Source organism: Kribbella sp. NPDC004536 (genome assembly GCF_042873835.1).
Lineage (GTDB): Bacteria > Actinomycetota > Actinomycetes > Propionibacteriales > Kribbellaceae > Kribbella.
On record NZ_JBIALY010000002.1, the window covers coordinates 2,071,163 to 2,084,342 of the forward strand.

Sequence of the window (13,180 nt, forward strand, 5' to 3'; positions counted from 1 at the left end):
ATCCGATCCGCACGACGTTGACCGGAGGTTGCGCCGGGCGTAGACCTGAAGAGGTTCTGCTGCGCATCGTGGGGGTGGGGTCATGGGCAGGATGTCGCGGGTCTGCGCAACTGCGGGCCGCCGGGCGGTGGCCGCCGGCACGGTGCTGGCGCTGGCGGCGGCGTTGATGATCACCGCCGGGGCCCCGGCCGCGGCCGATCCCAAACCGAGGCCGGGGAAGCTGACCACGGTCGTGCTCAGCCCGGCGACGGCGACGATCGGGCCGGGCGGTACGCAGGCCTACAGTGCGCAGGGTTTCGACGCGGCAGGTATCTCTCTGGGCGACCTGACGTCTCAGGCCACGTTCACGATCAGCCCGGCCGGCAGCTGCACGGGTCACCTCTGCACAGCCACCACTCTGGGCGCCCACACCGTCACCGGAACGGTCAAGAAGATCAGTGGGACCGCGACGTTGACGGTCGTGCAGGCCGACCTGGCGACGACGCAGACCGTCAGCAACCCGTCGCCGTACTACTACGCGCCGATCACCTTCACCACCACGGTCACCAACACGAGCAGTACGACGACCTCAACCGGCGTGACAGCGTCCGTGAACGTGCCGGCGGCGGTCGTGACTCCCACGGTCACGCCTAGTACCGGTGGTTACGCGGCCGGCACCTGGACGATCGGGTCGTTGGCCCCGGGCGCGAGCGCGACACTGACCATCTCCGGTGTCGCCGGAGACGTCGTCGCAGGTCTGCAGACTGTCACCGCATCCGTGACCGCGGCGACGTTCGACCCGAACCCGGCCAACAACACCGCGGCTGCGTCCGAGGCATCCCAGCCCGCACCACTGTTGCCGGTCCTCACCGGCCCGTCGGGTACCGTGAACGTCTGCCCGCCCACGGTCACCGTCAGCTGGGTCCCGTCGATGGTGAACCTGATCAACCCGGCCGCACCCACCCTTGCGCCGGGCACGTTCAGCTATGTCATGGGCTGCCAGAACCTCGCCAGTGGAACGTGCCCGTCGCCGACCAGCCCACTGGGGAACCAGTCGTTCATCTCGTTCAACAACACCGATTTCGTGGTCGGCGCCGACTATCTGATCTCGCTCACCATCTTGCCGGCGTTCGGAGCCAACCCGAACTATCAGGACAGGGCGGTGTCCATCAACGTAGGTGGTCTTCCGCCGTACGACACCGCCCCCGTCTTCTCCGGGGTCTGTCTGGACTAGGGCCTGTCTGGTAATCCAGCGCCGTCGCGAGGAGGTGCTCGGTGCGGTACCTCGGCGTGCGGGGGCGAAGGACTCGATGCGGATCCATCGTGGCCTTTGCCCCCGTGCGGCGAGGTGCCGTGCCGAGTGCCCCGCAGTAGGCGATGGATTGCCAGACAGGCCCTAGCCGCGAACCGTGCTGACCAGGTGGTCGACGACGTCGGCCACCTGGACGTCGGCGCGGTCGCCGGAGCGGCGGTCCTTGACCTCGATGGTGCCGTCTGCGAGGCCCTTGCCGACCACGGCGATGGTCGGGACGCCGAGCAGCTCGGCGTCCTTGAACTTCACGCCCGGCGACACCTTCTCGCGGTCGTCGTAGATCACGCTCAGCCCGCGCGCCTCCAGCTCGGCGGCGAGCTCGGCGGCCTTCTCGAACACCTCGGAGTCCTTGCCGGTGGCAACCAGGTGGACGTCGGCCGGGGCGATCTCGCGCGGCCAGACCAGACCGAGCTCGTCGTGGTTGCCCTCGGCGATCGCGGCCACCGCGCGGGTGACGCCGACACCGTACGACCCCATGGTGACCGTGACGAGCTTGCCGTTCTGGTCGAGAACCTTCAGGTCGAGCGCCTCGGCGTACTTGCGGCCGAGCTGGAAGATGTGGCCCATCTCGATCCCACGCGCGGTCTCCAGCGCACCCGATCCGTCCGGTGCCTGGTCGCCGTCGCGCACCTCGGCGGCCTGGATCGTGCCGTCGGCGGTGAAGTCGCGGCCGTGCACCAGGTTGATCACGTGGAACCCGGTCTTGTCCGCGCCGGTCACCCACGCCGAGCCCTCGGCCACCCGCGGGTCGAGCAGGTACCGGATCTTCGAGGCGTTCTCCGACCCGAGCACGCCCGGGCCGATGTAGCCCTTGGCGAGCGACGGGTGCTTCTCGAAGTCCGCCTCCTCGAACGCAACCACCTCGGCCGGCTCCACCTGCGCGCCGAGCCGCTTCTCGTCGATCGCGCGGTCGCCCGGCACGCCGATCGCGAGCGGCTCGCGGGTCCCGTCCGGGTGCACCAGCATCACGAGCACGTTCTTGAGCGTGTCCGCGCCGGTCCACTCGCGTCCGTCGGTCCGCGGGTGCTTCGCGTTCAGCGCGTCGACCAGCGTGTCGATCGTCGGCGTGTCCGGCGTGTCCACGACCTCGGCGGCCGGCACGGCGGACGCGTCGACGGGCGCCGCCTGCGGCACCACGACCGCCTCGACGTTGGCGGCGTACCCGCCCGGCGACCGGACGAAGGTGTCCTCGCCGTTCTCCGCGATCGCGAGGAACTCCTCCGAGCGCGAACCACCCATCGCGCCGGACATCGCCTGCACGATCACGTAGTCGAAGCCGAGCCGGTCGAAGATCTTGATGTAGGCGTCGCGGTGCTTCTCGTACGACGCCGCGAGCCCGTCGTCGTCCACGTCGAACGAGTACGAGTCCTTCATCACGAACTCGCGCCCGCGGAGCACGCCCGCCCGCGGCCGGGCCTCGTCGCGGTACTTGTTCTGGATCTGGTAGATCGACAGCGGAAGGTCCTTGTACGACGAGTACAGGTCCTTCACGACCAGCGTGAACATCTCCTCGTGCGTCGGGCCGAGCAGCATGTCCGCGCCCTTGCGGTCCTTCAGCCGGAAGATGTTCGGGCCGTACTCGGTCCAGCGGCCGGTCGCCTCGTAGGGCTCGCGGGGCAGCAGCGCCGGGAAGACCAGCTCCTGCGCGCCGATCGCGTCCATCTCCTCACGGACGATCCGCTCGACGTTGCGCAGCACCCGCAGGCCGAGCGGCAGCCAGGTGTAGATGCCGGGCGCGGCGCGGCGGATGTAGCCGGCGCGGACGAGCAGCTTGTGGCTCGGGACCTCCGCGTCCGCCGGGTCCTCGCGAAGGGTGCGGAGGAACAACGACGACATACGCAAAATCACGGGAGTCTCCAAGCGTGCAAAATCTGGAACCAAGGACAACACAGAGAATATCGGTCCTGCGGTGATGATCGGACCAGGTTATCCACAGCCCCACACGGGCCGGCTGTCAGGGCAGTTGCCGGTACGGCGCGGCGGCCGCCCGCGCCGCGTAAACCAACGCTGGTTTCAGCAGCGGCCAGAACGTCGACGACACGCACGGGTACGGCGGCAGGAATCCGGCGCACCCGCCGGTCCGCGGCCCGATCTCGAAGGTGTACGACGGCACGCCACGGGTCCCGTACAACCAGTCGGTGGTCGAACCCGGCGTGAGGTACCCGATCCCGCCGTCGCCGGTGAACACCGGATAGCCCGTGAAGGCGCTCATCTTGTTGCCTAGGGCCACCAACGCGGCCCGGTCCGGCGCCGCCGTCCGGGTGTATCCCCACGGCGCCAGGATGTCGTTGCCGTAGCTGTGCAGCGTCAGGAAGACACCCGACGTGAACGGGGCCGCCGGCTCGTCCACAGCGCCCTTCGTGTCGGGAAAGATCGTCGCCAGCAAGCCCTGGATCGCTACCGTCTCCGGTTCGGACCCGGCCTTCGCCCCTGGGTACATCTCGGTGCACGGACCGCCCTCGTCCGGGTCCCAGTGGAACGACGAGTTGCGGTTCAGGTCGACCCCGGCGTACCCCGACAGGCATTCGCCCGCGCTGTCGTCGACGTTCTTGCGCTGCAGCAGGGGCCGCGCCGGATTCGATGCGACCACGTCGACGCCGTCCGGGTTCGCGATCGGTACCACCCACAGTTCGCGGGAGTCGAGCAGCGCGGTGATCTCCGGGTCGGCGCCGTACGACGAGACGAGCAGGTCGATCCACCGGTACGCGATCTCGCCGGTCACGATCTCCCGTGCGTGGATCTGCGCGTGCAGGACGAACTTGGGTTTCTTCCCGGTGCTGTTCAACGCGCAGTCGCCGGGCGTCAGCTTGGTGATGCACAGGGCCTGGATGTCGTGCCCGCCCTGTCCCTGCGTCTTCTTCCACGAGTCGCCGATGTCGTACAGCTTCACCAGGTCCGGGTGGGCGGCGGCGACGGCCGCGTTGTGCTGCTCGTGCCCGGCGGTCGTGTGGTAGCCGCCGTAGTAGGTCAGCGCCGGCGAGGAGTACGCAACCGAGGACATCAGCAGCATGACAGCGCTGCACAGGAGAACGGCGACCCTTCGCACGCCGACCAGCCAACCATCGGCGTATCACAGAGAGTAAGCGGTATCAGAACAGAATCGTCGCGAACGTCTCGATCGTGCGGAACCCGACCCGCTCGTACGCCGACCGCGCGGGCCGGTTGAACGCATTCACATAGAGCGTGACGACGGGCGCGATCCGGCGCGCGAGTTCCACCACGGCGGCCATCCCCGGCGCGGCGAGCCCGCGGCCGCGGTACTCCGGATCCACCCAGACGCCCTGGATCTGGCACACCCCGGTACCGACCGAGCCGACCTCGGCCTTGAACACGACCCGGCCGTCCTCGATCCGCGCGAACGCCCGCCCGGCCCGGATCAGCTCGGCCACCCGGGACCGGTAGAAGGTCCCGTCCGGCCCGGTCTGCGGCGGTACGCCGACCTCCTCGGTGTACATCGCGACACACGCCGGGTACAGGATCGGCAGCTCGACCGGCTCCACCGCGCGGACCAGCGGATCCGGCGCGATCGCCGGCGGGCCCTCGACCACCATGAACGGCTGGTCGTCGCGGACCTCGCGGGCCGGGCCCCAGTGCGGTTCGAGGATCTGCCACAGCTGGTCGACCGCGCGCGCCTGGCCGAGGATCTGGAAACAGTTCCGCCCGCGGCGCAGCGCGTACGCCGCGAACGCCCGCAGCGCGGCGTCGTCGGCGCCGACCGGGACCATGTTCCCGCCGGCGTGGCACAGTGCCTCGAGGGTGCCCTTGTCGACGTACCCCCAGACCTCCGCACCGCGCCGCGGGTCGAGTCCGGAAGCCTGCACGAGACTGTCCACGAACACGTTCACCACCGGATCGCGGGCGATGACCGCGCGCGCCGCCGCGAGGTCACGAGGACCGAGAACCCGTACGCCCACGCGCAGAACCTAGCGGATGGGACGCCGTCCCGTATGCAACGGGGCCGGTCAGGCGGTCCGTGGTTCGTGGCCGGCGGCGATCCGGCGCAGCGGTGAGGTCCAGGCGAACACGACGCCGAGGCATCCGAACAGGCCCATCAGAACCATCCCGGTGCGCGGACCGAACGCGTTGCCGAGCAGTCCGCCGAGGACAGACCCGAGTGTCCAGCCGACACCCCAGGACAGCATCCGGCCGGCCGTGTTGACGCGGCCGAGCAGGTGCTCCGGCGTCACCTGCTGCCGGTACGAGACGGCGTTCACGAGCACCAGCACGTACGCCGAACCCCAGACGAGCAGCGCCAGCGCCGCCACGATCCAGTGCGGCGACAACGGCGCCAGTACGCCGAGCAACGCCGACACCGGCAGCGCGTACAACGTGATCGCCGCCGGCGGCATCCGCTTCAGCAACCGGGGCAGACTGAGCGCGGCGATCAGCCCGCCGATCCCCCACACGCCCCAGACCAGTCCGAACCGCAGCCCCGACGTACCGATGTGCAGCACGCGGTCGCACCACACCACGATCAGCGCCATGAAGCCGCCGCCCGCGAAGGACTGGATGCTGCCGATGGCCGTCATCGTCCGGACGCCGGCATGTTGGACGAGGTACCGCAGACCGTCGCCGATGTCGTTCAGTACCACCCGCGGGCGCAGCGGCGGCTGCCCGTCGCGGGACTCCGACATCGCCCGGACGATCCCACGAACGGCGAACGCGGACGCCGCGAAGCTGAGCGCGTCGAGCGTGAGCAGGCTGGCCGGATCGAATACGCCGAGCATCAGACCGGTCAGCGGCGGTACGAACAACTCGATCAGGCTCGACGCCGTCCAGACCGCCGAGTTCGCCTGCGCCACCCGGGCGCGGCCGACCAGGACAGGCAGCGCACCGAAGTTCGCGCCGTCGAAGAACGTGTAGACGGCCTGGACGGTGAACGCGACCACCAGCACTTGGGCGACGGTCAGTACGCCGAGTACGTGTGCGAGCGGGACGGATCCGACGAGTACGGCGTTGACGCAGTCCGCGGTGATCATCGTGCGCCGGCGGTTCCAGCGATCCGCGAGCGCGCCGGCGAACAGGCCGGCCAGAAGGTACGGCGCCGACTCGAGCGCGGTCACCACGGCCGTCAGTACGGTCGACCCGCTGAGGCGGTAGACGAGTACGGGCAACGCGATCGCCGTGACCATCGACCCTGTGACCGAGAGCGCCCGCGCCAGCCAGTACCGCCGGAAATCGCTGTCGTCCCGCAGCCGCTGAGGCGCCCCCGTCGTCGTCATGCCGAGCATCTTGCAACCTCAGGTGCGGTCGAGGTCAAGCTCATTCGTGCACCACCACGAGTTGCCCGTCCGGGTCGGTGAGCTCCAGTCCACTGCCGGTGCGGGTGCCTGGTACGCGGTTCTGTACATCGGCCAGGTCCTCGGTCGTGGTGAGGTCGAGGCGTACGGCGAACTCGGCGCCCGGGCCGAACCGGACGGTCGGCGCGATGCCGAGCGCGGTCAGGAACCGCTGCCAGGCGGGCTCGTCCGCGCCGGTCAGGTACGGGGTGACGGACCAGCGTTCGTCCGGGTTCGCGGTGTGGAGCTTGTAGCCGTACAGGTCTTCGGCGCGCTCGTCGATCCAGACCACGACGCCGTCCGGCGCGGTCACCGACAGCACCCGCCCGTACGCCTCGTCGAACACCGTCGCATCGCCGAACCCGGCCTGCTCCAGCGGCTCGATCAGCACGTCGATCTCGTCGGCCTCGAAGGACAGGCTGGTCTGCCCGGCCTTGCCGCCGGTCGTGCTGGTCGCCGCGTCGTGCAGTGCGACCATCCCGTTGCCCGTCACCATGTCCACCCACCCGCCGCGCTCGGACTCGATCCGCGACCGCAGCCCGAGTCTCTCCAGGAACGCCCGCATCGCGTCCACGTCGTCGCTGAACCGCAACGGCCTGATCACCACGCCGTTCATCCCTTGGCCTCCCCATGGTTGTCGAGATACTCCGCCAACGCCTGCTCCACCAACGCGGACAAACTCGCCCCGTCATCGATCGCCTTGTGCTTCACCCGCCGCACCAACCCCGGCGGCAAATACACGTTGAACTGCACCTTCTTGCCACCCTCATCCACCATAGCTATATTGCTAGCATCCTAGACAACTACCAGTCAACAAGGGAGACGGCACATGACCATCCGGTTCGACCACCTGGGCCTGCTGACCGACAGCCGCGCGAAGAACCAGGAGATCGCCGACTTCTTCGCCGGCGTCCTCGACCTGGAGGTCTCGGGCAACGCAGGCGAGGGGTACGCCGAAGTCGCCGCCGGGGCGATGACGATCGCACTACACACCGGCGCGATGACCGACTTCGACCCGCTCGGCGGGACGTTGCTGCAGTTCAGCACTGACGACGTACACGCCGAGATCGAAGCGATCCGTGGGCGGGGTGGGAAGGTCGTACTGGAGCCCGTGGAGACCGACTGGGGTACGACGTCGGCCTACGTTGCGGGGCCGCACGGCGTGTTGGTGGAGATATACAAGTTCAACTAGGACCCGGATCGTCCTAGGTGGTTGGCACGGTGTGGGTGTGTCAGTTGATGAGGAGCTTTTGGGGCTTGAAGAACTGTTGTGGAAGGCGAATCGGGAGGGCGATGGGGCGTTCTACGAGAAGTACCTGCGTGAGGACGCGATCGCGGTGAGTCGGTTCGGGATCATCGACAAGGCGACGGCGGTCCCGGGGATCACCGCGAATCACAATCCGTACCTGAAGACCGACCGCACCGAGGAGCGGGTGATCGTCGTCGACGAGCACACCGCGATCGTCACGTACCACGTCGCCGTCACGGTCCTTGTCGACGGCAACGAAGTACAGGCGCCGTCGTACGCGAGCACCGTCTGGACGAACGCGTCCGGCGAGTGGCGGGTCGCCTTCCACCAGCAGACAGCGCTATACGGCGGTCAGTAGCGCGTCGTCCAACTCTTTGAGCAGCTTGTGCTTCGGCCGGGCGCCGACCACGGACCAGATCAGCTCGCCGCGGTGGAAGAGAGCGAGCGTGGGCAGCGCCATCACCCGGTAGTTCGCGGCGATCGCCGGGTTCTCGTCGGAGTTGAGCTTCACCACGGTCAGCTGGTCCTCGCGTTCGGCGCCGATCTGCGCGAGGACCGGCGCGATCTGGTGGCACGGCGGGCACCACTGCGCCCAGAAGTCCACCAGCACAGGCTTTTCGGAGCGCAGCACCTCCTGGTCGAAGGTGGTCTCGTCGACGGTGCGCAGCTCGGTCATGTTCGGTTCCTCCAGCTCTCGGCATCGGACAGGAGGTCGGTCAGCCGCGCCCGCAGGTCGGTGAGCTCGGCGATCCGCCGGTCCACCTCCTCGATCCGCGTCCGGTACGCCGTCAGCGACGCCGGGCAGACGTCCGCCCGCTCGTTGCCGGCGCGCAGGCACTCGATGAACGGGTACGTCTGCTCCGCGGTCAACCCGAGGCTCAGCAACGCCTTCACCTCACGCACCACGACCACGTCGTCGGCCTCGTACGCCCGGTACCCGTTGGCCTCGCGCCGCGGCTTGAGCAACCCCTGCGCCTCGTAGTACCGCACGGCCTTGACGGTCACACCCGCCTCGGCTGCCAAGTCACTGATCCGCATCCCGCCTCCTGCCCCGACGCTAAACCTTGCCCCCAGGGTAAAGGTCAAGCCGGATCAGCGGAGGTGATCGGTGACCCATTCGCCCAGCGCCTTGGCGCTTGCGTCGACCAGCGCCGGCCAGTCGAGGGCTGCCTCGTCGGCGGAGTCCGACACGTGCTTCACCACGCGGACCGGTACGCCGTACGCGCGGCAGGCGTACACCACGCCGTACGCCTCCATGTCCACCAGATGCGCCCGCTCCGCCAGTCGCGCCCGGACGTCCGGGTCGGCGACGAACACATCTCCCGACGCGAGCACAGTCCCGTCCCCACCCTCGATCGGAAGCTCGTCCTGCGGATCCAGCCCGATCGCCCGTACGGCGTCCGCGTTCACGTCGTGGTTGATCACAGTGCTCGGCAAGAACAACCCCGACAACCCGTCCCGCAACGCCCCGGTGGTCCCCACATTCAGCACCACCAGCTCCGTCGTATCCCGCTCCCCCAACGCCCGACTGACCGCCACCGCCGCCGCAGTCTTCCCAACCCCGGTCACCACCACCGGCACCCCGCCCGGCACATACCGAGCCTCCCCAGCAACAGCACTGACAACCAGATACTCAGTCACGCGAGCAGGGTAGCGCCACCGGAGGATTCCACCGCAGCTCAGCTGACGGTGACGGTGGGTTCGCCGGTGGCTTCCATTTGTTCGGCGATGCGCATGGCCTCTTCGATCAGGGTTTCCACGATGGCGGACTCGGGGACGACCTTGATGACCTCGCCCTTGACGAAGATCTGGCCCTTGCCGTTGCCGGAGGCGACGCCGAGGTCGGCCTCGCGGGCCTCGCCGGGGCCGTTGACGACGCAGCCCATGACGGCGACCCGGAGCGGGACCTCCATCCCCTCGAGGCCGGCCGTGACCTGCTCGGCGAGGGTGTAGACGTCGACCTGCGCCCGCCCGCACGACGGGCAGGAGACGATCTCGAGCTTGCGCTCCCGCAGGTTCAGCGACTGCAGGATCTGCAGACCGACCTTGACCTCCTCGACCGGCGGCGCGGACAGCGAGACCCGGATCGTGTCGCCGATCCCCCGCGACAGCAACGCACCGAAGGCGACCGACGACTTGATCGTGCCCTGGAACGCCGGCCCGGCCTCGGTGACGCCGAGGTGCAACGGCCAGTCGCCGCGCTCGGCGAGCATCTCGTACGCCTGCACCATCACGACCGGGTCGTTGTGCTTGACCGAGATCTTGAAGTCGTGGAAGTCGTGCTCCTCGAACAGCGACGCCTCCCAGACGGCCGACTCGACCAGCGCCTCCGGCGTCGCCTTGCCGTACTTCTCCAGCAGCCGCTTGTCCAGCGAACCAGCGTTCACACCGATCCGCAGCGACGTACCGTGGTCCTTCGCGGCCTGCGCGATCTCCTTGACCTGGTCGTCGAACTTGCGGATGTTGCCCGGGTTCACCCGGACCGCGGCGCACCCGGCCTCGATCGCCGCGAACACGTACGACGGCTGGAAGTGGATGTCGGCGATCACCGGGATCTGCGAGTGCTTCGCGATCTCCGCCAGCGCGTCGGCGTCCTCCTGCCGTGGGCAGGCGACCCGGACGATGTCGCAGCCCGCCGCGGTCAGTTCGGCGATCTGCTGCAGCGTCTTGTTGACGTCGTTGGTCGGCGTGGTCGTCATCGACTGCACCGACACCGGCGCGTCACCGCCGACCAGCACGCTGCCGACCTTGATCTGCCGCGTCTTGCGCCGCGGGGCGAGCGTGGGAGGCGGCAATGCGGGCATGCCCAGGTTGATGCTCATGTGTCCTTTATCCGTTGAACAGCTTGATGGGGTTCACGATGTCGGCGATGACGAGCAGTACGCCCATCACCACGATCACACTGGCCGCGACGTACGCGATCGGCAGCAGCTTGGCCACGTCGACGTACCCGGGGTCCGGCCGGCCGAAGAGCTTGGCCAGGCCGCGCCGGATGCCTTCCCAGATCGCGCCGATCATGTGCCCGCCGTCCAGCGGCAGCAGCGGGATGAAGTTGAACAGGGCAAGGAACAGGTTCAGCGACGCGAGCAGCAGGATCAGCGTGGCGGCCTTCGCGCCGACGTCGAGGTTGCTGGCCGCGATCTCGCCGGCGACCCGGCTGGCGCCGACGACGCTCATCGGGCTGTCCGCGTCCCGCTTGCCGCCGACGATCGACTTCGCGACACCGACCAGCTTCTCCGGGAACCGGCCGAGCGCCTGCACGGTGCTGACCGTGTACGTGCCCATCTTGTCGAGCGCGTACCCGACGCTCTGCCGCTCGAGCTTGTTCACCGGCGAGACGCCGAGGAACCCGACCGACACGTACTTGTCGGATCCCGGCGTGTCCAGCACCTGGTTCACGATCGTGTTGGTGTGCAGGGTGAGCTGCTGACCGTTGCGCTCGACAACGATCGTGGCGGCCTTGTCGGTGTTCGCCCGGATCAGCGGGGTGAGCTGGTCCCAGCTGGTGATCGCGGTGCCGTTGAACGCGACGATCTTGTCCCCGACCTGGAAGCCGGCCTCCTTGGCCGGTGAGACCTTGTCGCCGTCCTGGCACTTCCGGTCCGGCGTGGCCTGGTCGGCGGGGATCACGCAGTCGGTCACCGTGGAGATGGTGGTCTGCGGCACGCGGTCGCCGTACAGCGTGAAGAGGCCGGTGAACAGCACCGCCGCGATCAGTACGTTGACCAGCGGCCCGGACGCCATCACGATCAGCTTCTTCCACCACACCTTCTGGTAGAAGAGCCGGCCGTTGTCCTCGGGCGCGATCGTCTCGTACTCCGCGGTCCGCGCGTTCTCGACCATCGACTGGATCGGGCCGGTGTTCGCCTTGCGGACCTTGGTGGGGTCCTGGCCCTTGGCGGGCGGCATCATCCCGATGATCCGGACGAAACCACCGGCCGGGATCGCCTTGATGCCGTACTCGGTCTCGCCCCGCTTCACCGACCAGACGGTCCGCCCGAAGCCGACGAAGAACTGCGTGACCTTCATCCCGAACGCCTTCGCCGGGATCATGTGGCCCAGCTCGTGCAACGCCACCGAGATCAGCACCCCGAGCACGAACAGCACGATGCCGAGGATGGAGAGAAGCACGCTCATGCCTGGTGGATCTCCTGTACGCCTGTGATCTCACGAGCCCGGGTTCGAGCCCACGCGTCCGCGCCGAGCACGTCGTCGACGGACAGTTCCTCATACGAGGGTACGTCGTGATCGGTCACGACCCGGGCCACCGTGTCGACGATCTTGGTGAACGGCAGCCGGCCGTCCCGGAACGCCTGGACGCAGACCTCGTTCGCCGCGTTGTACACCGCCGGCGCCGTACCGCCGCGGGCACCGGCCTCGCGGGCCAGCTCGACCGACGGGAACTCGGCGTTGTCGACCGGCTGGAACGTCCAGGTGCTCGCTTCGGCGAAGTTCCACGGCGGCGACGCGTCCGCTATCCGGTCGGGCCAGCCGAGCGCGAGCCCGATCGGCACTGTCATCGTCGGTACGCCGACCTGCGCGATCGTGGCGCCGTCGGTGAACTCGACCATCGAGTGGATCGCCTGCTGCCGGTGGATCACCACGTCGATCCGGTCCATCGGGATGCCGAACAGCAGGTGCGCCTCGATCAGCTCGAGGCCCTTGTTGACCAGCGTGGCCGAGTTGATCGTGACGACCGGGCCCATCGCGAAGTTCGGGTGGTCGAGGGCCTGCTCGACCGTGACGTTCGCCAGTTCGCTCCGCGGCCTGCCGAGGAACGGGCCGCCGCTCGCGGTCAGCAGCAGCTTGCGGACCTCGTCCGGCGAGCCGCCGCGCAGGCACTGCGCGATCGCGCTGTGCTCGGAGTCGACCGCGACGAGCTGGCCCGGCTTGGCGCGCCGCGTGACGATCGGGCCACCGATCACCAGCGACTCCTTGTTCGCGAGCGCAAGCGTGTTCCCGGCGTCCAGCGCGGCCAGCGTCGCGTGCAGACCGACCGAGCCGTTGATGCCGTTGAGTACTACGTCACACTTCATCGCCGCGAGCTCACTCGAAGCATCCGGCCCGGTGAGGATCTTCGGGATCCGGAACTCGCCCTGCGCATACCCCTTCCGTTGCGCCTCGGCGTAGAACGCCAACTGCAGGTCCTGCGCGACCGTTGCCTTCGCCACCGCGACGACCTCGACGCCGAACTCGAGCGCCTGCTCCGCGAGCAGCGCGACGTTGTCGCCGCCGGCGGACAGCGCCAGCACGTGGAAGCGGTCCCGGTTCCGTCCGATCAGCTCCAGGGCCGTAGTACCGATCGAGCCGGTCGAGCCGAGGATGACGACGCTGCGCGGGTTCACGCCGCCATTGTTCCAG

The 13,180-nt window shown here is 68.6% G+C and carries 15 protein-coding genes; 3 read left to right on the plus strand and 12 right to left on the minus strand.

Annotated elements, in window-relative coordinates; all coding sequences use genetic code 11:
- The first annotated feature begins 82 nt into the window (after positions 1-82).
- Positions 83-1,213, plus strand: a complete 1,131-nt coding sequence (locus ACFYRU_RS24695; RefSeq protein ID WP_387662728.1) for a DUF11 domain-containing protein — start codon at positions 83-85, stop codon at positions 1,211-1,213.
- Between the two features lie 162 nt (positions 1,214-1,375).
- Here ACFYRU_RS24695 and ACFYRU_RS24700 read toward each other — a convergent pair whose 3' ends face one another.
- The 6 genes from ACFYRU_RS24700 to ACFYRU_RS24725 form a co-directional block, all read right to left on the minus strand.
- A complete protein-coding gene (locus ACFYRU_RS24700; RefSeq protein ID WP_387662730.1) occupies positions 1,376-3,139 on the minus strand; it encodes a proline--tRNA ligase in 1,764 nt (587 codons plus the stop codon).
- A gap of 106 nt (positions 3,140-3,245) precedes the next feature.
- Positions 3,246-4,292 (minus strand): M14 family zinc carboxypeptidase, encoded by a 1,047-nt coding sequence (locus tag ACFYRU_RS24705; RefSeq protein ID WP_387662732.1) that lies wholly within the window; start codon positions 4,290-4,292, stop codon positions 3,246-3,248.
- An 88-nt stretch (positions 4,293-4,380) separates the two neighbouring features.
- On the minus strand, positions 4,381-5,205 hold the full coding sequence (locus tag ACFYRU_RS24710; protein WP_387662734.1) for a GNAT family N-acetyltransferase: 825 nt from the start codon (positions 5,203-5,205) through the stop codon (positions 4,381-4,383).
- A gap of 48 nt (positions 5,206-5,253) precedes the next feature.
- Positions 5,254-6,513, minus strand: coding sequence for an MFS transporter (locus ACFYRU_RS24715; protein WP_387662736.1), 1,260 nt, complete (start codon positions 6,511-6,513; stop codon positions 5,254-5,256).
- Between the two features lie 40 nt (positions 6,514-6,553).
- A complete protein-coding gene (locus ACFYRU_RS24720; RefSeq protein ID WP_387662738.1) occupies positions 6,554-7,186 on the minus strand; it encodes a VOC family protein in 633 nt (210 codons plus the stop codon).
- On the minus strand, positions 7,183-7,347 hold the full coding sequence (locus ACFYRU_RS24725; protein WP_387662739.1) for a CopG family transcriptional regulator: 165 nt from the start codon (positions 7,345-7,347) through the stop codon (positions 7,183-7,185). The genes ACFYRU_RS24720 and ACFYRU_RS24725 overlap by 4 nt, the downstream gene beginning before the upstream one ends.
- A 52-nt stretch (positions 7,348-7,399) precedes the next feature.
- Between ACFYRU_RS24725 and ACFYRU_RS24730 the strand changes: the two genes are divergently transcribed.
- Together ACFYRU_RS24730 and ACFYRU_RS24735 are read left to right on the plus strand one after the other, a co-directional pair.
- Entirely contained in the window at positions 7,400-7,762 is a 363-nt protein-coding gene (locus ACFYRU_RS24730; RefSeq protein WP_387662741.1) for a VOC family protein, read from the plus strand.
- 37 nt (positions 7,763-7,799) lie between these two features.
- Positions 7,800-8,177, plus strand: coding sequence for a nuclear transport factor 2 family protein (locus ACFYRU_RS24735; RefSeq protein ID WP_387662743.1), 378 nt, complete (start codon positions 7,800-7,802; stop codon positions 8,175-8,177).
- On the opposite strand, the gene trxA is transcribed toward ACFYRU_RS24735, so the two are convergent.
- From trxA to dxr, 6 genes are read right to left on the minus strand one after another with little or no spacing between them, the layout of a single operon-like run.
- Entirely contained in the window at positions 8,160-8,495 is a 336-nt protein-coding gene (trxA, locus tag ACFYRU_RS24740) for a thioredoxin (RefSeq protein WP_387662745.1), read from the minus strand. The two genes, ACFYRU_RS24735 and trxA, sit on opposite strands and share 18 nt — an antisense overlap.
- Positions 8,492-8,857, minus strand: a complete 366-nt coding sequence (locus ACFYRU_RS24745; RefSeq protein WP_387662747.1) for a MerR family transcriptional regulator — start codon at positions 8,855-8,857, stop codon at positions 8,492-8,494. Before ACFYRU_RS24745 ends, trxA begins: the two co-directional genes overlap by 4 nt.
- A 54-nt stretch (positions 8,858-8,911) precedes the next feature.
- Positions 8,912-9,460 (minus strand): nucleosidase, encoded by a 549-nt coding sequence (locus ACFYRU_RS24750; RefSeq protein ID WP_387662749.1) that lies wholly within the window; start codon positions 9,458-9,460, stop codon positions 8,912-8,914.
- 38 nt (positions 9,461-9,498) lie between these two features.
- On the minus strand, positions 9,499-10,641 hold the full coding sequence (gene ispG / locus ACFYRU_RS24755) for a flavodoxin-dependent (E)-4-hydroxy-3-methylbut-2-enyl-diphosphate synthase (RefSeq protein WP_387662751.1): 1,143 nt from the start codon (positions 10,639-10,641) through the stop codon (positions 9,499-9,501).
- Between the two features lie 7 nt (positions 10,642-10,648).
- Complete coding sequence (locus tag ACFYRU_RS24760; protein ID WP_387662753.1) at positions 10,649-11,956, minus strand: M50 family metallopeptidase; 1,308 nt, start codon at positions 11,954-11,956, stop codon at positions 10,649-10,651.
- The gene (gene dxr, locus ACFYRU_RS24765; protein ID WP_387662755.1) at positions 11,953-13,164 is read right to left on the minus strand and encodes a 1-deoxy-D-xylulose-5-phosphate reductoisomerase; all 1,212 of its coding nucleotides are present in this window, start codon (positions 13,162-13,164) and stop codon (positions 11,953-11,955) included. The genes ACFYRU_RS24760 and dxr overlap by 4 nt, the downstream gene beginning before the upstream one ends.
- Positions 13,165-13,180: the final 16 nt, after the last annotated feature.

Coding starts and splice junctions, on each gene's coding strand:
- ACFYRU_RS24745 (WP_387662747.1), bottom strand. CDS start 8,857: ATGCGGATCAGTGACTTGGCAGCCGAGGCGGGTGTGACCGTCAAGGCC.
- trxA (WP_387662745.1), bottom strand. CDS start 8,495: ATGACCGAGCTGCGCACCGTCGACGAGACCACCTTCGACCAGGAGGTG.
- ispG (WP_387662751.1), bottom strand. CDS start 10,641: ATGAGCATCAACCTGGGCATGCCCGCATTGCCGCCTCCCACGCTCGCC.
- ACFYRU_RS24760 (WP_387662753.1), bottom strand. CDS start 11,956: ATGAGCGTGCTTCTCTCCATCCTCGGCATCGTGCTGTTCGTGCTCGGG.
- ACFYRU_RS24715 (WP_387662736.1), bottom strand. CDS start 6,513: ATGACGACGACGGGGGCGCCTCAGCGGCTGCGGGACGACAGCGATTTC.
- ACFYRU_RS24730 (WP_387662741.1), top strand. CDS start 7,400: ATGACCATCCGGTTCGACCACCTGGGCCTGCTGACCGACAGCCGCGCG.
- ACFYRU_RS24725 (WP_387662739.1), bottom strand. CDS start 7,347: ATGGTGGATGAGGGTGGCAAGAAGGTGCAGTTCAACGTGTATTTGCCG.
- ACFYRU_RS24705 (WP_387662732.1), bottom strand. CDS start 4,292: ATGTCCTCGGTTGCGTACTCCTCGCCGGCGCTGACCTACTACGGCGGC.
- ACFYRU_RS24695 (WP_387662728.1), top strand. CDS start 83: ATGGGCAGGATGTCGCGGGTCTGCGCAACTGCGGGCCGCCGGGCGGTG.
- ACFYRU_RS24720 (WP_387662738.1), bottom strand. CDS start 7,186: ATGAACGGCGTGGTGATCAGGCCGTTGCGGTTCAGCGACGACGTGGAC.